The 20,146-nt window shown below is 68.1% G+C and carries 30 protein-coding genes; 3 read left to right on the forward strand and 27 right to left on the reverse strand.

The genetic code is table 11. From position 1 onward, the window contains the following. The first annotated feature begins 13 nt into the window (after positions 1-13). Complete coding sequence (locus IT359_16730) at positions 14-415, forward strand: hypothetical protein (GenBank protein ID MCC6930636.1); 402 nt, start codon at positions 14-16, stop codon at positions 413-415. Positions 416-512: 97 nt separating this feature from the next. On the opposite strand, the gene IT359_16735 is transcribed toward IT359_16730, so the two are convergent. The 5 genes from IT359_16735 to trpS form a co-directional block, all read right to left on the reverse strand. After that, positions 513-1,010 (reverse strand): DUF456 domain-containing protein, encoded by a 498-nt coding sequence (locus IT359_16735; GenBank protein MCC6930637.1) that lies wholly within the window; start codon positions 1,008-1,010, stop codon positions 513-515. 136 nt (positions 1,011-1,146) lie between these two features. After that, a complete protein-coding gene (locus IT359_16740) occupies positions 1,147-2,046 on the reverse strand; it encodes a dihydrodipicolinate synthase family protein (protein ID MCC6930638.1) in 900 nt (299 codons plus the stop codon). Further along, positions 2,043-3,185, reverse strand: coding sequence for a PilT/PilU family type 4a pilus ATPase (locus tag IT359_16745; protein MCC6930639.1), 1,143 nt, complete (start codon positions 3,183-3,185; stop codon positions 2,043-2,045). The genes IT359_16740 and IT359_16745 overlap by 4 nt, the downstream gene beginning before the upstream one ends. Before the next feature lie 3 nt (positions 3,186-3,188). Further along, a complete protein-coding gene (locus tag IT359_16750; protein MCC6930640.1) occupies positions 3,189-4,232 on the reverse strand; it encodes a D-2-hydroxyacid dehydrogenase in 1,044 nt (347 codons plus the stop codon). Continuing rightward, positions 4,229-5,203 carry a tryptophan--tRNA ligase gene (gene trpS / locus IT359_16755; protein MCC6930641.1) on the reverse strand — a complete coding sequence of 325 codons (975 nt, stop codon included), beginning with the start codon at positions 5,201-5,203 and terminating at the stop codon, positions 4,229-4,231. Before trpS ends, IT359_16750 begins: the two co-directional genes overlap by 4 nt. 182 nt (positions 5,204-5,385) lie before the next feature. Here trpS and IT359_16760 point away from each other — a divergent pair, with 182 nt between their 5' ends. Further along, positions 5,386-6,204 (forward strand): inositol monophosphatase, encoded by an 819-nt coding sequence (locus IT359_16760; protein ID MCC6930642.1) that lies wholly within the window; start codon positions 5,386-5,388, stop codon positions 6,202-6,204. 318 nt (positions 6,205-6,522) lie between these two features. After that, complete coding sequence (ftcD, locus tag IT359_16765) at positions 6,523-8,043, forward strand: glutamate formimidoyltransferase (protein MCC6930643.1); 1,521 nt, start codon at positions 6,523-6,525, stop codon at positions 8,041-8,043. A 127-nt stretch (positions 8,044-8,170) separates the two neighbouring features. Here ftcD and map read toward each other — a convergent pair whose 3' ends face one another. The 22 genes from map to rplD form a co-directional block, all read right to left on the reverse strand. Further along, positions 8,171-8,893, reverse strand: coding sequence for a type I methionyl aminopeptidase (gene map / locus IT359_16770; protein ID MCC6930644.1), 723 nt, complete (start codon positions 8,891-8,893; stop codon positions 8,171-8,173). Between the two features lie 39 nt (positions 8,894-8,932). Beyond that, on the reverse strand, positions 8,933-9,577 hold the full coding sequence (locus IT359_16775; GenBank protein MCC6930645.1) for an adenylate kinase: 645 nt from the start codon (positions 9,575-9,577) through the stop codon (positions 8,933-8,935). A gap of 188 nt (positions 9,578-9,765) precedes the next feature. Further along, positions 9,766-11,100, reverse strand: coding sequence for a preprotein translocase subunit SecY (secY, locus tag IT359_16780; protein ID MCC6930646.1), 1,335 nt, complete (start codon positions 11,098-11,100; stop codon positions 9,766-9,768). Continuing rightward, complete coding sequence (rplO, locus tag IT359_16785) at positions 11,101-11,550, reverse strand: 50S ribosomal protein L15 (protein MCC6930647.1); 450 nt, start codon at positions 11,548-11,550, stop codon at positions 11,101-11,103. Positions 11,551-11,572: 22 nt separating this feature from the next. Further along, complete coding sequence (gene rpmD / locus IT359_16790) at positions 11,573-11,827, reverse strand: 50S ribosomal protein L30 (GenBank protein MCC6930648.1); 255 nt, start codon at positions 11,825-11,827, stop codon at positions 11,573-11,575. Next, on the reverse strand, positions 11,820-12,569 hold the full coding sequence (rpsE, locus tag IT359_16795) for a 30S ribosomal protein S5 (GenBank protein MCC6930649.1): 750 nt from the start codon (positions 12,567-12,569) through the stop codon (positions 11,820-11,822). The genes rpmD and rpsE overlap by 8 nt, the downstream gene beginning before the upstream one ends. Position 12,570: 1 nt before the next feature. Beyond that, the gene (locus tag IT359_16800; protein ID MCC6930650.1) at positions 12,571-12,927 is read right to left on the reverse strand and encodes a 50S ribosomal protein L18; all 357 of its coding nucleotides are present in this window, start codon (positions 12,925-12,927) and stop codon (positions 12,571-12,573) included. Then, a complete protein-coding gene (gene rplF, locus IT359_16805; protein MCC6930651.1) occupies positions 12,927-13,466 on the reverse strand; it encodes a 50S ribosomal protein L6 in 540 nt (179 codons plus the stop codon). The genes IT359_16800 and rplF overlap by 1 nt, the downstream gene beginning before the upstream one ends. Positions 13,467-13,478: 12 nt before the next feature. After that, positions 13,479-13,877: a 30S ribosomal protein S8 gene (rpsH, locus tag IT359_16810; protein MCC6930652.1), complete on the reverse strand. Its 399-nt coding sequence runs from the start codon at positions 13,875-13,877 to the stop codon at positions 13,479-13,481. Positions 13,878-14,009: 132 nt separating this feature from the next. Continuing rightward, positions 14,010-14,315 (reverse strand): 30S ribosomal protein S14, encoded by a 306-nt coding sequence (rpsN, locus tag IT359_16815; protein MCC6930653.1) that lies wholly within the window; start codon positions 14,313-14,315, stop codon positions 14,010-14,012. A gap of 14 nt (positions 14,316-14,329) precedes the next feature. Beyond that, complete coding sequence (gene rplE, locus IT359_16820) at positions 14,330-14,947, reverse strand: 50S ribosomal protein L5 (protein ID MCC6930654.1); 618 nt, start codon at positions 14,945-14,947, stop codon at positions 14,330-14,332. Positions 14,948-15,050: 103 nt separating this feature from the next. Beyond that, positions 15,051-15,371, reverse strand: a complete 321-nt coding sequence (gene rplX / locus IT359_16825; GenBank protein MCC6930655.1) for a 50S ribosomal protein L24 — start codon at positions 15,369-15,371, stop codon at positions 15,051-15,053. Positions 15,372-15,453: 82 nt separating this feature from the next. Further along, positions 15,454-15,822, reverse strand: a complete 369-nt coding sequence (gene rplN / locus IT359_16830) for a 50S ribosomal protein L14 (protein ID MCC6930656.1) — start codon at positions 15,820-15,822, stop codon at positions 15,454-15,456. Positions 15,823-15,834: 12 nt separating this feature from the next. Then, on the reverse strand, positions 15,835-16,113 hold the full coding sequence (rpsQ, locus tag IT359_16835; protein MCC6930657.1) for a 30S ribosomal protein S17: 279 nt from the start codon (positions 16,111-16,113) through the stop codon (positions 15,835-15,837). Between the two features lie 27 nt (positions 16,114-16,140). Continuing rightward, complete coding sequence (gene rpmC, locus IT359_16840; protein ID MCC6930658.1) at positions 16,141-16,347, reverse strand: 50S ribosomal protein L29; 207 nt, start codon at positions 16,345-16,347, stop codon at positions 16,141-16,143. After that, positions 16,337-16,765, reverse strand: coding sequence for a 50S ribosomal protein L16 (rplP, locus tag IT359_16845; GenBank protein ID MCC6930659.1), 429 nt, complete (start codon positions 16,763-16,765; stop codon positions 16,337-16,339). The genes rpmC and rplP overlap by 11 nt, the downstream gene beginning before the upstream one ends. Before the next feature lie 28 nt (positions 16,766-16,793). Further along, positions 16,794-17,453 carry a 30S ribosomal protein S3 gene (rpsC, locus tag IT359_16850; protein ID MCC6930660.1) on the reverse strand — a complete coding sequence of 220 codons (660 nt, stop codon included), beginning with the start codon at positions 17,451-17,453 and terminating at the stop codon, positions 16,794-16,796. Further along, positions 17,453-17,815 carry a 50S ribosomal protein L22 gene (gene rplV, locus IT359_16855; GenBank protein ID MCC6930661.1) on the reverse strand — a complete coding sequence of 121 codons (363 nt, stop codon included), beginning with the start codon at positions 17,813-17,815 and terminating at the stop codon, positions 17,453-17,455. Before rplV ends, rpsC begins: the two co-directional genes overlap by 1 nt. 3 nt (positions 17,816-17,818) lie before the next feature. Then, on the reverse strand, positions 17,819-18,130 hold the full coding sequence (gene rpsS, locus IT359_16860) for a 30S ribosomal protein S19 (GenBank protein MCC6930662.1): 312 nt from the start codon (positions 18,128-18,130) through the stop codon (positions 17,819-17,821). A gap of 29 nt (positions 18,131-18,159) precedes the next feature. Next, positions 18,160-18,999, reverse strand: coding sequence for a 50S ribosomal protein L2 (rplB, locus tag IT359_16865; GenBank protein ID MCC6930663.1), 840 nt, complete (start codon positions 18,997-18,999; stop codon positions 18,160-18,162). A 6-nt stretch (positions 19,000-19,005) separates the two neighbouring features. Continuing rightward, positions 19,006-19,296 (reverse strand): 50S ribosomal protein L23, encoded by a 291-nt coding sequence (locus IT359_16870; protein MCC6930664.1) that lies wholly within the window; start codon positions 19,294-19,296, stop codon positions 19,006-19,008. Positions 19,297-19,299: 3 nt separating this feature from the next. Continuing rightward, on the reverse strand, positions 19,300-20,145 hold the full coding sequence (gene rplD, locus IT359_16875) for a 50S ribosomal protein L4 (GenBank protein ID MCC6930665.1): 846 nt from the start codon (positions 20,143-20,145) through the stop codon (positions 19,300-19,302). Position 20,146: the final 1 nt, after the last annotated feature.

The raw sequence follows: 20,146 nt of genomic DNA on the forward strand, positions 1-20,146 counted from the left end.
CACCACGTCGATCATGCACCGATCGCACCTCGCCCTCGCCATGCTCCTCGCCGCCCCAAGCGCGCACGCCACCGTGCAGCCACGGTGGCAGGAGATCGGAAAGACGCGCACCGGGAACCCCGTCTATGTCGACGCGCGCACGGTGAAGAAGGGAAAGGATGGAATCGTCAACGCAACCATCCGCGTCGTGTACACCACGCCGGTCAAGTCACCCAAGGGCGAACTGACCGCCTCGCGCGCCGTGGCCATGTTCGACTGCGCGAAGATGACCTTCGCCACGAAGGAGAACGCCACATACATCGACGAGAAGAGCAACACCGTCTTCCAGCGCACGGTCAACAAGCAGCCGGGCTTTGGACCTGCCATTGCAGGCAACTTTGCCGACGTCGCATTGCAGCACCTGTGCAAGCCGTGATACGCGCGCCCGGCGCCGCTGCCTGACCGCACGCCGCCGCCTAACGGCGCGCCGGTAGCCTGACCGCGCGCCGGTGGCCTGACTGCGCGCCAGTAGCCTAACTGCGCGCCGCCGCGAAGAGCAGGACCACCGCCATCGCGCACCCCAGCCCGGTCTTGGCCGCGGCGGCCGCGATGCGCCCCAACAGCGCCCCCCATGCCACGCGCGTGGCGCTCCCGCGCGTCGACTCGGCGCGGGTGAGTTCGAGCAACAGCGCCCCCGCGAACGCCCCAATGAACGCGCCGATCACGCTCCCGATCACCGGGATCGGAATTCCCACCACCGCCCCCACCAAGCCGCCGGCAATCGCCCCCCACCCCGCGCGCGGCGATCCGCCGTAACGCTTCGTGTAGCGCGCGGCGAGGGTGAACTCGAGGACTTCGGCCACCAGCGCCAACGCCGCCGCCACGCCCAGCGCCACCGCACCGATCTGCGCCGCCGGGACGAGCCAGTCGTACAGCAGCGCCGCGCCGAGCATCAGCCAGAGCCCCGGAAGGCCGAGCGCGACCAGGAAGATCGACACGACGAAGACAGCGGCAAGGATGATGAGCGACATGGCCTAAAGGAAAGAAGAACGGCGCGGGTGTGGCGTCGACTGACACCACAACTCCGCGCCGAATCCCTACGGCAATGCATGCGCAACGGATTCGCCGCTCGCCGCGAGCGGCGGCCGGCGCCCGCCGAGTCCCCGCTCAGGCCACGGAGGCGACGCTCGCTTCCTTGAGCAGTTCGGAGACCAGCGCGACATCGGTAGGCGATGAGTCGAGCAACGGGAGGCGCACCGGGCCGCCGCGCAGCCCGACCTTCTCCATTGCCACCTTCACCCCCGGGATCCCCATGCGGCCGACGACTTCGAGCGCCAGCGGGGTGAGACGGCGCTGCGCCTCCGACGCTTCGGGCTCGAGCTTGACGGCGGCATGGCGCGCGACCTCGAGCGTGAGTTCGGTCGCGAAGAGGGCCACGGCGAGGATCCCTCCCACCACGCCCATTTCCAGCGCCTTGCGCCACGTCCCGCCATGCCCGGTAATGACGCCGAAGGTGGGCCCCTGCACCAGCAGGTACTTCGCCAGCGTGTCCAGGTCGCCTGACGAGTCCTTCATCCCGACGATGTTGTCATGCTCCGCCAGCCGCAACACGAGTTCCGGCTCGAGCCGGAAGTGCATGTACTTGGGGATGTTGTACAGCAGCACCGGGACCGGCGACTCGTCGGCAACGCGCGTGTAGTGCGCATGCAGCGCGGTGCTGGACATGGCGTTGCTGTAGTAGTGCGGTGCCACGACGAGGCAGGCGTTGGCGCCGCGTTCCGCCGCCTCCTTGCAGCGCCGGACGCAGGCCTTGGTCGACTCGGCCCCGGTGCCGACGATGAGCTGCTTGTCGGACGGGATGACCGAGCGTGCCATTTCCACGAGTCGCTGGCGCTCTCCTTCCTCGAGCAGCGCGGCCTCGCCCGTCGAGCCGGCCACGACCACGCCGTCCAGCCCGCCCGCGATGTGCGCCTTGAGGTTGGTGCCGAAGGCGTCGAGGTCGAGTTCGCCGCGACGGTCGAAGGTCGTGATGACCGGCCCAAAGATGCCCTTGATCGACGGGATCACTGCCACATCCCTCCGTTTGCGCTGAGGTTGAGGTCCCCGCCGAAGCCGTCGGCGGGGACGCTGAGGTCGTTGCTCCCCTTCTTGAAGTCCGACATTTGCAGCTGGAAGTCCGCCGGGCGCGTGGAGGCCGCCAGCGCCACGTCGAACGACACCAGCCCGGTGGTCACCATCTCCGCCAGGTGCTGGTCGAACGTCTGCATGCCGTACTGCACCCGCCCCTCGGCCATGTAGTCGCGGATCTCCCCAACGTTCTGCTGCAGGATGAGGTCGCGGATGGTGGGGGTGTTGATCATGATCTCGCAGGCCACGGCGCGCCCATGCCCGTCGGCGCGCGGCAGCAGCCGCTGCGAGATCACCGCATGCAGCGACTCCGCCAGGCGCAAGCGCACCACCTCCTGCTCCTCCGGCGGGAACATCGACACGATGCGCATGATCGTCGTCTGCGCGTCGGGCGTGTGCACCGTCGCCAGCAGCAAGTGCCCCGTCTCGGCCGCCTTCATCGCCGTGTCGATCGTCTCCGGGTCACGCAACTCGCCCAGGACGATCACGTCCGGGTCCTGCCGCAGTGCTGCCTTGAGCCCCTGCCGGAAATTCTCGGTGTCGACCCCGATCTCGCGCTGCGTGATCGAGCTGCGCACGTCTCGATGCAGGAACTCGATCGGCTCCTCCAGCGTGACGATGTGCTTCTCGACGTTGGTGTTGATGTGCGAGATCATCCCCGCCAGCGTCGACGACTTCCCCGAACCCGTCACCCCCGTCACCAGCACCATCCCGCGCTCGGCGAGCGCGATGCTCTCCAGCACCGGCGGCAGCGCCAGCTCGCTGATGCTCGGCACCTTGAATGGGATCACGCGCATCACGATCATGAAGCTCGAGCGCTGCCGCAGGATGTTCACGCGGAAGCGCCCGATTCCCGGCGCCCCCCACGAGCAGTCGTAGTCGAGCAGCGAGTCGATCCGCTCCTTCACCTTCTCATTGGCGATGAGGCGCATCGCGATCGCCCGCGTCTGCTCGGGCGTCAGCGCCTGCTTGGTCATCGCCACCAGCTTCCCGTCGATGCGCGCGCGAAAGACGTCCCCGGCCTTGATGTGCAGGTCCGAAGCACCGCGATCGACGGCCGCCTTGATGATCTTCTCCACGAATCAGTATCCCGCGTCCTTGTCGACCACGTTGCGAAGCGGTTCGCCTCGCGCGTAGGCCCACCAGTTGTCCAGGAAGAGGTCGAGCGCACGCCGCCAGAACAGCCGGGGCGACACATACGCCACGTGCGGTGTCACGAGGGCATTCGGGAGCGACCACAGCGAACTGGTCGCCGGCAACGGTTCCTCCTGAAACACGTCCAGCACCGCCCCACGAATCTGCCCATCGGCGAGCCCTCGCGCGAGCGCCACTTCGTCCAGCAGCGCGCCGCGCGCCACGTTCACCACGATCGCGCCGCGCGGGAGGGCCGCCAGCCGCTCGGCGCCCAGCACCCCGCGCGTCTCGGGCGTCAGCGGCGCGGCGAGCACCACCACGTCAGACTCCGCCAGGGCGCCGTCCAGCGCGTCGAGGGCAATCATCGCGTCGAACGCCGGCGGCGGCGCCAGGTGCAAGCGGCGCCGGACCCCCGTCACCCGGGCGGCCCCAAGCGCACGGAACCGACGCCCGATCGCCGTGCCGAGCCCCCCGGCGCCAATGATGAGGACGCGGCACTCGCACAGCTCGCGCATCGCCACCCGCTCGTCGGTGAACGGCGTCTTGTCCCATCGCCGCCCCTGGCGCAGCTCTACCGCGTAGTCGAAGCCGCGCAGGAAGTGCAGGACGCCGCCGACCACGTGCTCGGCGATACTCTCCCCCATCGTCCCCGCCGAGTTGGTGAACACCACGTCGCTCGCCACCAGCGCCGGGAAGAGCGACTTCCCGACGCCAGCCGCCGCCGAATGCACCCAACGTAGCCTCGGCGCCGCGGCAAAGAGCGCCTCGGCGATTCCCCAGCCGAAGTACACCTCCATCTCCGGGGCCTCGCGCAGCGCCCCAGCCGTGACCACGTGCCCGGCGTCGGTGTGGAAGGGAGTGGCGTCGTCGAGGATTTCCACCGACCAGCCGGGAGGGGCTGCCGCGGCGATGCGCTCCAGCCCCTGTGCGGGGAGCGACCAGTTGCGCGCCTGGGCGCTGACTTCCACGACCAGGCGGCGGGGGGCGATCATGCCAACCCCATGCGCTCCCGCACCTCGGCCATCGTCGTCCGCGCCACCGCGCGCGCGCGCTGCGCGCCGTCGCCTAACGCGTCGGTCACCAGCGACGGGCGCGCGGCCAGCTCCGCGGCCCGGCTCCGGATGGGGACGAGCTCGACTTCCATCGACTCGGCCAGCACCTTCTTGCAGTCGATGCACCCCCAGCCCGCGCTGCGGCACATCGCCGCCACGTGCGCCTGCGTCGACTCAGGGCTAAACGCCTTGTGCAGTTGGAAGATGTTGCAGACGTCGGGGTTGCCGGGGTCGGTGCGCTTGACGCGCGCCGGGTCGGTCATCGCCGGGCGCAGCTTCTCCCAGATCGACTTCGGGTCCTCGAGCAGCGCGATCGTGTTCCCCAGCGACTTCGACATCTTGGCCTGCCCGTCGAGGCCGAGGATGCGTCGCGTCGGCGTGAGGCGGGCCTGCGGCTCGGGAAAGTAGCCCTCCCCGAAGCGGGCGTTCCAGCGCCGGGCAATCTCGCGCGACAGCTCCAGGTGCTGGACCTGGTCCTCGCCGACGGGGACGATGTCGGCGTGATAGAGGAGGATGTCGGCCGCTTGCAGGACGGGGTAATTCAGGATCCCCGCCACCACACTTTCCTGGCGCGCCGCCTTGTCCTTGAACTGTGTCTGCCGCTCGAGCTCGCCCAGCGGCGTGATCGCGTTGAACGCCCACGCCAGCTCCGTGTGCTCCGGCACGTCGGACTGCACAAAGAGCGTCGTGGTCGACGGGTCGATCCCCGCCGCGAGCAGCGACGTGGCCATCTCGTGCGTGCGCGTGCGCAGCTCGTCCGGGACGAACGGCTGCGTGATCGCATGGTAGTTGACGACGCAGATGAAGGACTCGAACTCGCGCTGGAGCGTGACCCAGTTCTTCACGGCCCCGAGGTAATTCCCGATATGCAGTTCCCCGGAGGGCTGGATTCCGCTAAAGATTCTTGGCATGCGGGCAAACTAAGGGGGCTCACTTTCCCGTCGCAACGCGATTGCCGCGAGCGGCCCGCGCAGTTCCGCGCGCTCCCTTGGCATTCCCGTCACGCTCCATTCGCGCGTCATTCGCGATAGAATGGCGTTCCATTTGAGCTCCATTCGCGCTCCAATCGCGCTCCATTCCCACCCTCACCGCCGTGTCCACCACTCCACCAACGCCCGCGCGCGAACCCGTGCTGCAGCAGCTGCTGCTCGATGCCGCGGTGCACGCGGCACGTCTTGGCGCCGAATTCGTGCGCTCACGCACCGGCGATCTCGCCACGCTCGACTGGCAGGTGAAATCGCGGGCCGACTTCGTCAGCGAGGTCGACCTGGGCGCGGAGACCCGCATTGCCGAGTACCTCGGCCAGCGCGTCCCCGAGGCGCTCGTGCTGGGGGAGGAGCTGACACCGGGGGCCGCTTCGGCCGATGGGATCGTCTTTGTCGTGGACCCGCTCGACGGCACGACCAACTTCCTGCACGGCTATCCGGAGTACGCAGTGTCGATCGGGGCGATGGTGGGTGGGGAGCTGTCGGTGGGTGTCGTCCTGCAGATTCCGCAGGGGACGCTGTACAGCGCGCTGGCCGGCGGGGGGGCGTATTGCGATGGTGAGCGCATCTCGGTGTCGGCCACGACCCAGCCGCTGCGCGCCCTGTTGGCGACCGGCTTCCCGTTCAAGCGGGCCGACGAGGTGGAGCCCTACCTGCGGCAGCTACGCCGCGTGATGACCCAGGTGTCCGGGGTACGACGCGCCGGGAGCGCGTCGCTCGATCTCGCGAACGTGGCGGCGGGGCGCTTCGACGCTTTCTGGGAGCTGTCGCTGGCGCCGTGGGACATAGCCGCGGGGATCCTCCTGGTGCGTGAGGCAGGCGGTCGCGTGAGCGACGTCACCGGCGCCGAGATCCAGCCCGCGCACACGTCGGTGGTGGCGTCGAACGGGGTGATGCACGAGTGGTTGCTGGGGGAGTTGCGGTAGGCCGGGGGGGCGGCGGGCGCGGAGCGGGGGGCGCGGAGCGGGGGGCGCGGAGCGGGGGGCGCGGGCGTCGAGAGCGCGGCGTTCAGCCCACGCGCTCCGCACGCGCGCAACGGAAGGATGACGAGCGCAATGGAATGATGATGCATTCGGCCGTGCGCGCGCACAGATTCTGTTTCGGGGGGGGCCCCCCACACCCTCACCCACCCACCCCCCCCGGATGAACACGCCCCCCGCCCCCAGCCTTCGCCGGGGCACGCCTCTCGTCCCCAGCTTTCGCTGGGGCAGGCCTCTCGTCTTCTCGTCCTCTCGTCCTCTCCCATGAAGCTCGTCGAGTGCGTCCCCAACTTCTCCGAAGGACGCCGCCCCGAAATCGTCGCCGCCATCCGTGATGCCATCGCCGCCACCGACGGCATCGTCGTCCTCGACGTGTCCAGCGACACGTCGCACAACCGAACCGTCATCACCTTCGTCGCCCCGGCGGAGCGCGCGGTCGACGCCGCATTCGCCGGCATGCGAACCGCCGCCCAGCATATCGACCTCACGCAGCACCAGGGCGAGCATCCCCGCATTGGCGCCACCGACGTCGTCCCCTTCATTCCGCTCGAAGGGGCCACCATGGACGACTGCATCGCGCTCGCCCGCTCGTTAGGCGCGCGCGCCGCCTCCGAGCTCGGCATCCCCGTCTACCTGTACGAGCGCGCCGCCACCACCCCCGCGCGCGAGAACCTCGCCGACGTTCGCCGCGGCGAGTTCGAGGGGCTGCGCGACGAAGTCGTCACCAACCCCGTGCGCCACCCCGACTTCGGCGAGCCACGGCTCCACCCCACCGCCGGCGCCACCGCCGTCGGCGCGCGCCCCTTCCTCGTCGCGTACAACGTCTACCTGGGCGGCAAGGAAAACCTCCCCGTCGCCAAGGACGTCGCCAAGGCGCTGCGCCACTCGTCAGGCGGGTTGCGCTACGTGAAGGGGCTCGGGCTCGAAGTCGATGGCCAGGCGCAGGTGTCGATGAACCTCGTCGACATCGAGAAGACGCCGCTCTTCCGCGCCTTCGACATGGTCAAGCTGGAGGCGCAGGCGCACGGCGTCTCCCCCACCTGGTCCGAGGTCGTAGGCCTCGTCCCCGAGAAGGCGCTGTTCGACACCGCCGCCCGCCACCTGCAACTGCGCGGCTTCTCGCCCGAGCTCGTCCTCGAGCGCAAGGTCCGCGCAGCCCTCTCGGGCGGGGAAACGGTGAGCGGCTTCACCGCCAGCGTCGCCGCCGCCACCCCCGCCCCGGGCGGCGGGTCGGTCGCCGCGCACGTGGGTGCGTTAGGCGCGGCACTCGCCCAGATGGTCGCCGGCCTCACCGTGGGCCGCAAGAAGTACGTCGCCGTCGAGGCGGAAATGAAGCAGCTCGCCCTCGACGCCGCCGCACTCGGCTCCACGCTGGGCGCGCTCGTGGTGCGCGACGCGGAGGCCTACGGGGCGGTGATGCAGGCCTACACCCTCCCCAAGGAAACGGAGGAGCAGCTGGCGGCCCGTACGCGCGCCATCGACGACGCACTCCTCGGCGCCGGCGCCGTCCCGCTCGAGACGGCGCGCGCATGCGCCGAGGTCGCCTCTCTCGCCCAGCGCGCCGCCGAGCGCGGCAACACCAACTGCGCCTCCGATGCCGGCGTGGCCGCGCTCCTCGCCGAGGCGGCGTGCCGCGGCGCCGTGTACAACGTGCGCATCAACGTCGCCTCGCTCAGCGACAAGGCGCGCGGCGCCGCACTCCTCGAGGAAGCCCAACAGCTCCTCCTGGCCGCACGCACCAGCGCCGATGCCGCCACCGCCGTCGTCGAGCGCGCAATCGGGTAGTTCGCCGCGCGGCAACGCCCCGCGCGGCCATCGGTTGAACCACCCAATGCACCACGGGCCGGGCCCCAAGGGGTCCGGCCCGTATTGCATCTGACGACTGGCCCGGCACGCAATGACGCGCGCGCCGCTACCCCTCCAGCGCCGTGAGGATGCGCGGCCCCTCGTCGAGGACCACCACGGTGTGCTCGAAGTGCGCCGAGCGCGAACCGTCAGCGGTGACCACGGTCCAGCGGTCCGACAACGTGCGGATCGGCGACGCCCCCACGTTCACCATTGGCTCGATCGCGATCGTCAACCCCGCCAGGAGCCGCGCGCCGCGCTTCGGCTTTCCCACGTTTGGGACCTGCGGGTCGCCGTGCGGCTTGGTCCCCACATAGTGGCCCACCAGGTCGTCGGCCGTGGTGAACCCCGCCGGCTTCACCACGCTGGAGATCGCGAAGCCGATGTCGCCGATGTGGTTCCCGACGCGCGCAGCTGCAACGCCGGCCGCCAGCGCCTCCTGCGTCACCGCGAGGAGCTGCTGGTCCTGTGCGCTGATCTCCCCCACCGGGACGGTGATCGCCGCGTCGGTGAAGTATCCCTCGAGCTTGACCCCGAAGTCGAGCGATACGATGTCACCGTCCTTCAGGATCCGCTTGGCCGAGGGAATCCCGTGCACGATCTCCTCGTTGATGGAGATGCACACCGAGCCGGGAAAGCCGTACAACCCCTTGAACGCCGCGCTCGCCCCGGGCTGGCTGCGAATGAACCCCTCGGCGATGGCATCCAGCTCCTTGGTGCTGATTCCCGGGCGCACGTGCGACTTGAGCAGCTCCAGCGTACGTGCCAGGAGCTGCCCGCCACGGGCCATGATCTCGATTTCGCGCGATGACTTGAGGTGCAGCACGCCCTACAACCCTAACGAGGATCGGATGCGGGCCAGGACCTCGTCCAGCGTCCCCAGCCCATCGACAAACTTGATCGGCGCGTTGTGCGCCCGGTACCACTCGATCACCGGCGCCGTCTGGCGCTGGTACACCGCCAGCCGGTTGCGAATCGCGTCGGGCTCGTCGTCCTTGCGACGGATGAGACGCCCCGGCGGCGAGTGCCCTTCGTCGCACGCCTCGCCAGGCTGGCGCCCGGTGTACGGTCGCTGGCAGGTGTCGCACACCGTGCGGCCGCTCAGGCGCGTGACGATCGCCTCGTCAGGCACCTCCACCACCAGCACCGCATCGAGCCGACGCCCGATCTCGGCGAGTGCGCGGGCAAGCCCCTCGGCCTGCGGCGTCGTGCGCACGACTCCATCGAGGATCGCCCCCTTCGCCGCCGACGGCGACGTGAGCGCCTCCTTCATGATCCCGAGGATCACCTCATCGGGGACGAGGTCGCCGCGGTCCATCGCCGCCTTCGCGGCAAGCCCGAGCGGCGTCCCCTCGCGCACCGCAGCGCGCAACACGTCGCCGGTGGCAATCTTGGGGACGCCGAGCTGCTCGGCGAGGCGTTCACCCTGCGTGCCCTTTCCGGCGCCAGGGGGTCCCAACAGGACGATGATCATCGGACACTTGCAGCTGGGAGGTAAGTCGCGGTCGCGACCGGCAGTGCCGCGAGGCGCCGGTCACGCAACCCACGGGGAGAAGACATAACGACCCGGCCAATGCACTGAAGCACCGCCGGGTCATGGGATCGCAAGATCATGTCACGCCGTTTGCGCGAGCACGCCCGAGGGCGCGCTCAGCACGGACATCAGAATCCGCCAGTCGCCTGGCGACCACGGAAGCGCACGCGCCCCTTCTTCATGAAGCCGTCGTACTTCCGCAGCAGGAGGTGCTGCTGCATCTGCGACATCGTGTCGAGCGCCACGCCCACCACGATGAGGAGCGACGTCCCGCCGAACTGGAACGGTACGTTGATCCACTTCGCGATGATCACCGGAAGGAGCGCGATCACCGTCAGGAAGATCGCCCCGGGGAGCGTGATGCGGGAAACGACGCCGTCGATGTACTCCGCCGTCTTGGCCCCGGGCTTTACCCCGGGAATGAAGCCGCCCTGCTTCTTGAGATTCTCCGCCAGGTCGATCGGGTTGAAGATGATCGACGTGTAGAAGTACGTGAAGAAGAGGATGAGGAGCGCCGACGTGACGAGGTAGAGCCACGTCCCCGGGACAAAGAGGTCGGCGATGCGCTGCGCGGCCGGATTCCCCGAGAACTGCGCGATGGCGCCCGGCACCACGATCACCGACTGCGCGAACACGATGGGCATGACGCCCGACGAGTTGATGCGCAGCGGGATGAAGTTCCGCGCCGCCTCACGCATGCGCCCGCGAGCCATGGTGCGCTGCGGGATCTGGATGAGGACGCGACGCGCCGCCAGCGTGATGGCCACGACGCCGGCCACGACTCCACCCATGACCACCGCGAGGATGGCCAGCGAGAACGGACCTACCGCTCCCGTGCCGACGAACTTGAACGTCTGCACGATCCCGGGCCAGAAACGCTCGACGATCGAGAAGAAGATCAACAGCGACGCACCGTTGCCGAGCCCGCGCTCCGTGATCTGCTCGCCCAGCCACATCACGAACACGGCGCCCGTAGTGAGGAAGAGCGCGGTCTGCACCCGGAAACCGAAGCCGGGGTTGGCCACGGCCTGCGACAACGACTCGGTGAACAGCGCAAAGCCCCACGCCTGCACGATGGCCAGGACGACGGTGCCGTAGCGCGTCCACTGCGTCAGCTTTTTCCGCCCTTCTTCATCCTTCTGCATCTTGTCGATCGTCGGGATGACCGCACCCGCGATCTGCACGAAGATGCTCGAGGAGATGTACGGCATGATGCCGAGGGCGAAGACCGTCGCACGCGACAGTCCGCCCCCGACGAACAGGTCGTACAAGCCGAGCAAGCCACCGCCGCCCTGCTGGTTGGAGAAGAAGTCGGTGAGGGCGATGACGTCCACACCGGGGACCGTGACGTGCGCCCCAACCCGATAGAGCGTCAGGCAGAGGAACGTGAAGACGATCTTCTCCCAGAGCTCGGGCGTGTTGCGGATGTTCGCCAACGCCTGGGCCGGATTTGGCTGCGCCATTTACTCCTCGATGCGGCCGCCGGCCGCGGCGATCTTCTCGCGCGCGCTCCCCGAGACCTTGATGCCGCGCACGGTGTAGGCGGCCGACACCTCGCCGGACGCCAGGAGCTTCGCCGGTCCCTTGGTGAGCTTGATCAGCCCAGCCTTGGCCAGCGACTCGCGCGTAACCTCGCTCCCCTCGACCTTGGACAGGTCGCCCAGGCGCACGACCTGGTTCTCCACGCGGAAGCGCTCATTGTTGAAGCCGCGCTTCGGGATCCGGCGCGTGAGCGGCATCTGGCCGCCCTCGAAGCCGGGCTTTCCGCCGCCCGGTCCACCGTGCCCCGCGCGGGCCATGCTCCCCTTGTGCCCCTTGCCGGCCGTCTTTCCCTGGCCGGAGCCAGGGCCGCGCCCAAGGCGCTTGCGATTCCGGTGCGAGCCCGGAGCCGGCGAGAGGTTATGCAGCCCGATCTTTTCCTGGGTCGCCACAGTCTCACTCCTTGACAGGCGTCACCTTGACCAGGTGCCGCACCTTCTTGATCGCGCCGCGAAGCGCGGGCGTGTCCTGTTGAATGACCGAGCTCTGGTGCTTCCGGAGCCCAAGCGCGCGCAGCGTCAGGCGCATCGTCTCGCTGTGCCCGATGCCGCTCTTCACCTGCGTGATCTTCACCTTGCCACCGGTCGGGGCCTCGTCCTTCGGCGTGACCTTGGGGCCACGCGTGGCGTGCCACACGAATGTCCTAGGCATTGGCGACCTCCTTCCCCTTGTGGCGCGAACGATAGCCGATGGCCGACGGCTCCACGCCACGCTCGCGCGCGATCTGCTCGACCGTCGTCAGCTGCTTGAGGCCGTCGAACGCCGCCCGCACCATGTTGTGCGGGTTCGTCGAGCCTAACGACTTGGTGAGGATGTCGGTGATCCCGGCGCACTCCATCACGGCGCGCACCGCACCACCGGCAATCACGCCGGCGCCCGGCGCCGCGGGCTTCATCACCACGCGACCGGCTCCGTGCTCCCCCACCACCTCGTGCGGGATCGTCGACCCCGTCAGCGGGATGGACACCATGCGACGACGCGCCCCCTCGACCGCCTTGCGGACGGCCTCGGACACTTCGTTCGCCTTCCCCGTGGCGTAGCCAACCTTCCCCTGCCCGTCGCCAACCGCGACGAGGGCGTTGAAGGAGAAGCGACGACCACCCTTCACGACCTTCGCGACGCGGTTGATCGCCACCACGTTCTCCACGAGGTCCGACGCCCCTTCGCCGCGGGACTGCTGCTCGCCGCCGCCACGCGGGCCACGCCCGCCATCGCGACCGCCGCCGCCGGGACCACCGTCACGCCCGCCACGGCCGCCGCCCGGGCCGCCGCGACCGCCACCGGGGCCGCCCCGCCCACGACCACCGCCAGGACCGCCGCGGCCACCACGGCCACCGCCACCTGCCGGGCGCGACCCGCCGGTCGCCGAACCAGTTGTCTCGTTCTCAGCCATGTCAGAACTCCAGACCGCCCTCGCGGGCGCCATCGGCCAGCGCCTTCACGCGGCCGTGATAACGATAACCCGCGCGATCGAACACCACCTTCGAAATCCCCTGCTCCTTCGCCGCCGCCGCCAGCGCCTTGCCGACACCGGCCGCCTTTTCGCCCTTCTTCCCCGTCAGCTCGCCATCGCCAACCGTCAGCAACGTCTTCTGCGCGACGTCGTCGACCAACTGGGCGTAGATGTGCTTGAGCGAACGGAAGATGACGAGACGCGGCCGTTCGAGCGTCCCCGTCACCCGCTTGCGAATGCGCAGGTGCCGGCGATAGCGGAGTTCCTGGCGCGTCTTCGGGATACCCATGCTGCGCATTACTTGCCTCCCGCCTTACCGGCCTTCCGGCGAATGATCTCGCCCGCATAACGCACGCCCTTGCCCTTGTACGGCTCCGGCTTGCGCAGCTTGCGGATTTCCGATGCGATACGCCCGACGACTTCCTTGTCCGCCCCCTCGACCAACACCTGCGTCGGCTGGGGCGCCGAGAGCTTCACGCCCGCCGGGGCCTTCACTTCGATCGTGTGCGAATAGCCTAACGACATCAGGAGGCCGTACGGCTTCACCTCGGCCTTGTACCCGACGCCCGTGATCTCCAGCTGCCGCGTGAACCCCTTCGTCACGCCCTCGACCATGTTGGCCACCAGCGTGCGCGTCAGCCCGTGCAGCGCCTTGTGGCGCGTCTCGTCCGACGGTCGGTTCACCGTGATCTGCCCGTTCTCGAAGGCCAGGAGCATGTCGGGATGGAACGTCCGGGAGAGTTCCCCCTTCGGCCCCTTCACCGTCAGCACCGAGCCCTTCAGGTCAACCGTCACGCCGCCAGGGACGGGGACGGGATGCTTGCCAATTCGTGACATCGTCGGCTCTCCTTACCAGACCAGGGCGAGCAGCTCGCCGCCGGTGTGCGCCTTGCGCGCATCGGCGTCCGACATCACGCCACGCGACGTGCTCAGGATCGCCATCCCCAGGCCGTTGCGCACCCGCGGGATCTCGCCAACGGCCACGTACGTCCGCAGCCCGGGCGACGACACCCGCTGCAACTGGCGAATCACCGGCTGCCCGCCCGCATACCGGAGGATGATGCGGAGCAGCTTGTGCCCCTGCTCGTTCTCCACGTGACGGTAGTCGGTGATGAAGTTGTTCTCCTTGAGGATCCGCGCGATCTCGGTCTTCACGCGCGATGCCGGCATGTCCACGCGACGGTGCTTCGATCCGCACGCATTGCGGATCCGCGTGAGCATATCGGCGATCGGGTCAGTCATGCTCATGGGTGTTTCGCTCTCCTATCGTATCCCGCTCGGGACGTTTAGGAATGAAGGAATGAGAGCCAGGAAGGGGTGGCAACGAGTCCCGGCGCCCTGCGCCGCCGAACTCCCGTCCCCCGTCTCCCGTCTATCGGCTTACCACGACGCCTTGCGGACGCCGGGAATGAGCCCGTTCAGCGCCATCTCGCGCAGCGCCAGGCGCGACAGCCCGAAAAACCCCTCGTAGCCGCGCGCGCGCCCGGTCATCGAGCACCGGTTGCGGATCCGCACCGCCGACGAGTTGCGCGGCAGCTTGCGCAGCTTGCTGTACGCCGCCTCGCGCTCCGCGTCCCCCGTCTTCGGGTTCTTGATCACCGCCAGCAGCGCGCGACGCTTCTCCGCGTGACGCGCCACCAGCACCTTGCGCTCCTCGTTCTTGACGATCTTGGACGTCTTGGCCATGGCTGCCTAACGAATCAGTTGGTGAACGCGACGACGACCGGCTTCTCGTCGCCGCGGAACGGCATCCCCAGCTCGCGCAGCAGCGCGAAGGACTGGTCGTCCTTGTCCGTGGTCGTCACGAACGTGATATCCATCCCGTGGATCTGCTCGACCATGTCGTAGTTGATCTCCGGGAAGATCATCTGCTCCTTGATCCCCACCGAGTAGTTCCCGCGCCCGTCGAACGAGCGCGTGCCCAGCCCGCGGAAGTCGCGGACGCGCGGCAACGCGCTGTTGATGAAGCGGTCCAGGAACTCCCACATGCGCGAGCCGCGCAATGTCACCGCCGCCCCGATCTCCTGCCCCTCACGCAACCCGAAGTTGGCGATGGACTTCTTCGCCTTCTTCCGCACCGGGCGCTGCCCGGTGATCAGCGCCAGCTCCTCGACCACCGAGTCGAGCAGCTTGGGCTGCTTGATCGCCTCGCCCAGCCCCACGTTGATCACGATCTTCGCGAGTGCGGGGATCTGGTGCACGTTGGTCAGCCCGAATTGCTGCATCAGCTTCGGCGCCACCGTGCTCCGGTAATACCCGTGCAGGCGCGGTGCCGGCACCGGGAGCTTGGCCCCGAGGTGCGGCCCCTTCGGCAGCATCGACTTGCGATCGCCGCCCTTGCCGCCGCCCGACGCCTTGCCGGCCGGCGCGCTCCCCTTCTTTTCCTTCGTCGCCATAGTCTATCGTCCTCGCCTCAGCGGCTCAGCGGTTGCGCGGGATGGCATCCCCGCTCTTGGCGCTGATGCGTTCCTTCGTGCCATCCGCATCGATCTGACGGCGGGTGCGCGTCGGCGTCCCGCTCTTCGGATCGAGCAGCATCACGTTCGAATGATGAATCGGGGCCGGCATCTCGATGATCGCGCTCTGCTCCTCCGCGCGACGCGCCTTCCGATGCCGCTTCACGATGTTGATCCCTTCCACGGTCACGCGCCCGGTCTTGGTGAAGACACGGAGGACCTTCCCCTCCTTCCCCTTGTCCTCGCCGCGCATGACGCGCACGGTGTCGCCCTTGGTGATGGGCATCGACACCCGCTCCGCCTTGCGCTGGTGGCGCACCGCCCCCAGGCGCTTCCCCTCGTTCTTGCGATACTTGAGCACGCGCATGTTACAAGACCTCCGGCGCGAGCGAGACGATCTTCATGTACCGCTTCTCGCGCAGCTCGCGCGCCACGGGGCCGAAGATGCGCGTCCCGCGGGGCTCGCCCTTGTCGTCAATGATCACGACCGCATTCTCGTCGAAGCGGATGTAGCTCCCATCCTTCCGGCGCGTCTCCTTCACGGTCCGCACCACGACCGCCTTCGCGACGTCGGACTTCTTCACCGTCCCATTGGGAAGGGCGTCCTTCACCGCCACGATCACCTTGTCGCCAAGTCCGGCATACCGTCGCTTGGTCCCACCGAGCACGCGGATCACGAGCGCCTTCTTCGCGCCCGAGTTGTCCGCGACCTTGACCACCGATTCCTGTTGGATCATTGCCCAGTTCTCCTAGCGCGCCCGCTCGACGATCTCCACCACGCGCCACCGCTTGTCCTTCGACAGGGGGCGCGTCTCCATGATGCGCACGGTGTCGCCCGTCTTCGCCGAGTTCTCCTCGTCGTGAGCTTTCACCTTCTTCGTGCGCGTCACCATCTTGCCGTACGTCGGATGCGGGACCCGGCGGTCGATCTTCACGACCACGGTCTTCTGCATCTTGTCGCTCACCACCACGCCCACGCGCACCTTGCGCGCGTTCCGCGGCGATGCCTGCTGCCCGTTGTTGGTCATCTCGGCCATGTTCGCTCGTGCTCCTGGCTAGCGCTTGGCCGGTGCGGCCAGCTCACGTTCGCGCAGCACCGTCTGCAGGCGCGCGATGTTCTTGCGGATCGCCCGCAGCTGCAGCGGATCCTCCAGCGGCTCCGTCGCGCTGCGGAAGCGAAGGCGGAAACGCTCCTCCTCCAACTCGGCAATGCGCGCGCGGATCTCCGCCACGTTCAACTCGCGAATCTCCTCAGCTCGCATCGGAATGCGCCTCCTCGCGGACGACGAACTTCGTCTTCACCCCAAGCTTGGCCGAGGCCAGCGCCATCGCCTTCTCGGCAATCTCGCGCGTCACCCCTTCCAGCTCGAACATCACACGCCCCGGCTTCACCACGGCCACCCACCCCTCGGGCGAACCCTTCCCCTTCCCCATTCGGGTCTCGGCCGGCTTCTTCGTGATCGGCTTGTCCGGGAAGATGCGGATCCACACCTTGCCGCCGCGCTTGATATGACGCGTCATGGCGACACGGCACGCCTCGATCTGCCGGCTGGTCACCCACCCCGGCTCGAGCGCCTGCAGGCCGTAGTGCCCGAAGGAGATCTCGGCGCCTCGCTGCGCCAACCCCTTCGTCCGGCCCTTGAACATCTTCCGGAACTTTACTCGCTTAGGACTGAGCATATCGGTATCTCGTTAGGTCGAAGAGGGCTCAGGCGCCGGTGCTGTACGTCTTGCCACGGCGATCCTCGACCACCTCGCCCCGGAAGATCCAGACCTTCACACCAATGGTGCCAAAGGTGGTCTTCGCCGTCGACGTGGCATAGTCGATGTCGGCACGCAGCGTGTGCAGCGGCACCCGACCCTCGTGGTACCCTTCCACGCGCGCGATCTCGGCGCCGCCCAGGCGGCCGCCCGCCTTCACCTTGATTCCCTGCGCCCCCATGCGCATCGCACTCTGCACCGCACGCTTCATCGCGCGACGGAACGAGATGCGCTGCGACAGCTGGTTCGCGATGTTGTCCGCCACCAGCTGGCTGTCGAGCTCGGGACGCTTGATCTCCTCGACGTTGATCCCGACCTCCTTCCCCGTCAGCTGCGCCAGCTCGTCGCGAAGCTTGTCCACTTCCGCCCCCTTCTTCCCGATCACCACCCCCGGTCGCCCGGTGTGGATCGTCACCACCACCTTTCCCGGCTTCCGCTCGATGTGGATGTCGGAGATCGCGGCGTGCCCAAGGCGCGTCTTGAGGTACTTCCGCAGCAAGGCGTCTTCCTTCAGCATCTGCGGGAACTCACGGTTCGCATACCAGCGCGAGCGCCACTGCTTCGTGATCCCGAGGCGGAAGCCGATCGGATTCGTCTTCTGTCCCATTATCGACCTTCCTTCTCCGCCACGACGATCTCGACGTGGCTGGTGCGCTTGTGAACCGGCGTCGCGCGGCCCATCGCCGCCGGCGTCCACCGCTTGAGCTTCGGACCCTCGTTGATGATCGCCTTCTTCACGAAGAGCGTGTCGACGTCCAGCGACGCGTTGGCCGCACGGGCCGCCTGCTCCGCGTTTGCCACCGCCGACTCCAGCGTCTTCGCGATCTGCACCGCGGCGTGCTTCTTCGAGAACTTGAGCAGCGCCAGCGCGTCATTGACCATCTTGCCGCGGATCTGGTCGATGACCAGCCGCATCTTGTACGGCGACTGCCGCGTGGTGCGCTGGATCGCGCGTGCCTCGGTAGCCATCGCTTACTTCCCTCCCTTGGCCGGCGCCGCAGCCGGCGCCTTCTTGTCCGTCGGTCGGTTCCCCGAGTGGCCGCGGAACAGTCGCGTCGGCGCAAACTCGCCGAGCTTGTGCCCCACCATGTTCTCGGTCACGTACACCGGGACGAACTTGTTCCCGTTGTGCACCGCGAACGTGTGCCCCACGAAGTCGGGGAGGATGGTGCTCGCCCGCGACCACGTCTTCATGACCTTCTTCTCGTTCCGCGCATTCATCCCCGCCACCTTCTTCAGCAGCGCCTCCTGGACGAACGGGCCTTTCTTGATGCTACGAGCCATGGAAAACTCTTGAGTGTCGTTAGGTCAGGCTAGAAGCCGGACTGCGTGGCCTTGCCACGCTTGCGGCCGCGGACGATCAGGCGCTGCGACGGCTTCTTCATGTTGCGCGTCTTCACGCCCTCCTTCTTGCCCCACGGGCTCACCACGTTCCGCCCGCCGCGCGTACGCCCGCCGTGCGGGTGGTCGACCGGGTTCATCACCTCGCCGCGCACCTTGGGACGACGTCCCTTCCAGCGCGTCTTCCCGGCCTTCCCCCACGACTGCAGCTCGTGCTCCGAGTTCCCCACCTCGCCAATCGTCGCAAGGCAGCGCTGGTGCACCCGGCGCATCTCCGTCGACCCCATGCGAAGGGTCACGTACTCGCCTTCCTTCGCCACCACCTCGGCCGACATCCCCGCCGAACGGGCCATCTGCCCGCCCTTCCCGGGAATCAGCTCGATGTTGTGGACCGACGTGCCTAACGGCACCTCGCCCAGCGGCAACGCGTTCCCCGTGCGCACGTCCGAGCCCGGGCCCGACACCACGCTGTCGCCCACCCCCAGCCCCTTCGGGTGCAGGATGTAGCGCTTCTCCCCGTCCGCATACTGCACCAGCGCAATGCGCGCCGAACGGTTCGGGTCGTACTCGATCGTCTTCACCACCGCCACGTCGCCGAAGCGGTTGCGCTTGAAGTCGATGATGCGGTACTGCCGCTTGTGACCACCGCCGCGGCGACGCATCGCCACGTGGCCGTGGTTGTCGCGACCGCCCGACTTCTTGAGCGGCTCGACGAGCGACTTCTCGGGGGTGCTCCGCGTGATCTCCGCGAAATCGGAGATCGAACGGAATCGCGTCCCCTTCGTCACCGGCTTGAATTGACGGATGCCCATGCTCGTTTAGCCCTCGAAGATGTCGATCTTGTCGCCCGACTGGAGCGTCACGATCGCCTTTTTCCAGCTCGGTCGCACGCCAGACGTCTTCCCCATGCTCCGGCGCGGCTTCCCGCGCACGTTGCTGGTCCAGACTCCGGTCACCTTCACGCCGAACAACTTTTCAATCGCCTGCTTGATCGCCGGCTTGGTCGCGTCGTTCGCCACCTCGAAGACATACTCCCCCTTGGCCTGGTAGGCCGCCGAGGTCTTCTCGGTCACGACCGGACGGACGACGGTGCGGTGAAGCGTCGCCATCGCTTACTCCCCCTTCTTGCGGGCGGTCTTCTTCGCCGCCGGCTTCTTTTCAGTGGTCGCCTCGCCCTCACCCTTCGATGCCGCCTTCGCCGTCGCCTTCTTTGCCGCGGGCTTCCTGGCTGCCGTCGTCTTGGCCTTGGGCGTAGCCTTGGTCGCTGTCTTGGTCGCCGTCTTCGCCTTGCGCGCCGGCGCCGACTCCTTCTCCGCGATCGGGGCCAGCGTGTGGCCAATCGCCGGCGCCTCGATCAGGACGACATCGGACCACAGCACGTGGTACGCCGAGGCGTCGCTGTACGGCATCACGTGCACGTTGGGGATGTTGCGCCCGCTCAGGTGCACGGTCTGCTTCACGCCGTCGGTCAGGATGAGGACCTTGCGGTCTGCCACACCCAGGCGGGACACGAGCGACGTCAGGAGCTTGGTGCGCGGCTCGCTGTAGTTGAACGCGTCGATGACGAAGATGGCCGCTTCATTCGCGCGCGCATTCAGCGCGCTGCGGCGGGCCAACGCCTTCACCTTGCGCGGCACATCCTCGGAGTAGTTGCGATCGCCGTGCGGGCCGAACACGGTACCACCGCCCGGCCAGTTCGGGGCGCGCGTCGAGCCCTGTCGGGCGCGGCCGGTCCCCTTCTGCTTCCACGGCTTCTGGTTGCCGCCGACGACCAGTCCGCGCGTCTTCGTCGACGCCGTCCCCTGGCGCTGGTTGGCCAGGTACGCCTTCACCACCTGGTGCATCACCGGCATGTTGACCGTGCCGTCGAACGTGGTCGACGGAAGGGTCACGCGCTCGCGCGCCGTGCCTAACGCGGTAAACGCCGCGGCGTCTCGGGTCTCAGTCTGCTCGGACATG

The organism is Gemmatimonadaceae bacterium (genome assembly GCA_020852815.1).
Classification (GTDB): Bacteria; Gemmatimonadota; Gemmatimonadetes; order Gemmatimonadales; family Gemmatimonadaceae; genus SCN-70-22.

Bases quoted from the DNA above. Each gene is read 5' to 3' on its own strand.
- IT359_16730 (MCC6930636.1), top strand. From the start codon at position 14: ATGCACCGATCGCACCTCGCCCTCGCCATGCTCCTCGCCGCCCCAAGC.
- IT359_16735 (MCC6930637.1), bottom strand. From the start codon at position 1,010: ATGTCGCTCATCATCCTTGCCGCTGTCTTCGTCGTGTCGATCTTCCTG.
- IT359_16750 (MCC6930640.1), bottom strand. From the start codon at position 4,232: ATGATCGCCCCCCGCCGCCTGGTCGTGGAAGTCAGCGCCCAGGCGCGC.
- trpS (MCC6930641.1), bottom strand. From the start codon at position 5,203: ATGCCAAGAATCTTTAGCGGAATCCAGCCCTCCGGGGAACTGCATATC.
- ftcD (MCC6930643.1), top strand. From the start codon at position 6,523: ATGAAGCTCGTCGAGTGCGTCCCCAACTTCTCCGAAGGACGCCGCCCC.
- map (MCC6930644.1), bottom strand. From the start codon at position 8,893: ATGGCCCGTGGCGGGCAGCTCCTGGCACGTACGCTGGAGCTGCTCAAG.
- IT359_16775 (MCC6930645.1), bottom strand. From the start codon at position 9,577: ATGATCATCGTCCTGTTGGGACCCCCTGGCGCCGGAAAGGGCACGCAG.
- secY (MCC6930646.1), bottom strand. From the start codon at position 11,100: ATGGCGCAGCCAAATCCGGCCCAGGCGTTGGCGAACATCCGCAACACG.
- rpmD (MCC6930648.1), bottom strand. From the start codon at position 11,827: ATGCCTAGGACATTCGTGTGGCACGCCACGCGTGGCCCCAAGGTCACG.
- rpsE (MCC6930649.1), bottom strand. From the start codon at position 12,569: ATGGCTGAGAACGAGACAACTGGTTCGGCGACCGGCGGGTCGCGCCCG.
- IT359_16800 (MCC6930650.1), bottom strand. From the start codon at position 12,927: ATGCGCAGCATGGGTATCCCGAAGACGCGCCAGGAACTCCGCTATCGC.
- rplF (MCC6930651.1), bottom strand. From the start codon at position 13,466: ATGTCACGAATTGGCAAGCATCCCGTCCCCGTCCCTGGCGGCGTGACG.
- rpsH (MCC6930652.1), bottom strand. From the start codon at position 13,877: ATGAGCATGACTGACCCGATCGCCGATATGCTCACGCGGATCCGCAAT.
- rpsN (MCC6930653.1), bottom strand. From the start codon at position 14,315: ATGGCCAAGACGTCCAAGATCGTCAAGAACGAGGAGCGCAAGGTGCTG.
- rplE (MCC6930654.1), bottom strand. From the start codon at position 14,947: ATGCTGCCGAAGGGGCCGCACCTCGGGGCCAAGCTCCCGGTGCCGGCA.
- rplX (MCC6930655.1), bottom strand. From the start codon at position 15,371: ATGCCCATCACCAAGGGCGACACCGTGCGCGTCATGCGCGGCGAGGAC.
- rplN (MCC6930656.1), bottom strand. From the start codon at position 15,822: ATGATCCAACAGGAATCGGTGGTCAAGGTCGCGGACAACTCGGGCGCG.
- rpsQ (MCC6930657.1), bottom strand. From the start codon at position 16,113: ATGACCAACAACGGGCAGCAGGCATCGCCGCGGAACGCGCGCAAGGTG.
- rpmC (MCC6930658.1), bottom strand. From the start codon at position 16,347: ATGCGAGCTGAGGAGATTCGCGAGTTGAACGTGGCGGAGATCCGCGCG.
- rplP (MCC6930659.1), bottom strand. From the start codon at position 16,765: ATGCTCAGTCCTAAGCGAGTAAAGTTCCGGAAGATGTTCAAGGGCCGG.
- rpsC (MCC6930660.1), bottom strand. From the start codon at position 17,453: ATGGGACAGAAGACGAATCCGATCGGCTTCCGCCTCGGGATCACGAAG.
- rplV (MCC6930661.1), bottom strand. From the start codon at position 17,815: ATGGCTACCGAGGCACGCGCGATCCAGCGCACCACGCGGCAGTCGCCG.
- rpsS (MCC6930662.1), bottom strand. From the start codon at position 18,130: ATGGCTCGTAGCATCAAGAAAGGCCCGTTCGTCCAGGAGGCGCTGCTG.
- rplB (MCC6930663.1), bottom strand. From the start codon at position 18,999: ATGGGCATCCGTCAATTCAAGCCGGTGACGAAGGGGACGCGATTCCGT.
- IT359_16870 (MCC6930664.1), bottom strand. From the start codon at position 19,296: ATGGCGACGCTTCACCGCACCGTCGTCCGTCCGGTCGTGACCGAGAAG.
- rplD (MCC6930665.1), bottom strand. From the start codon at position 20,145: ATGTCCGAGCAGACTGAGACCCGAGACGCCGCGGCGTTTACCGCGTTA.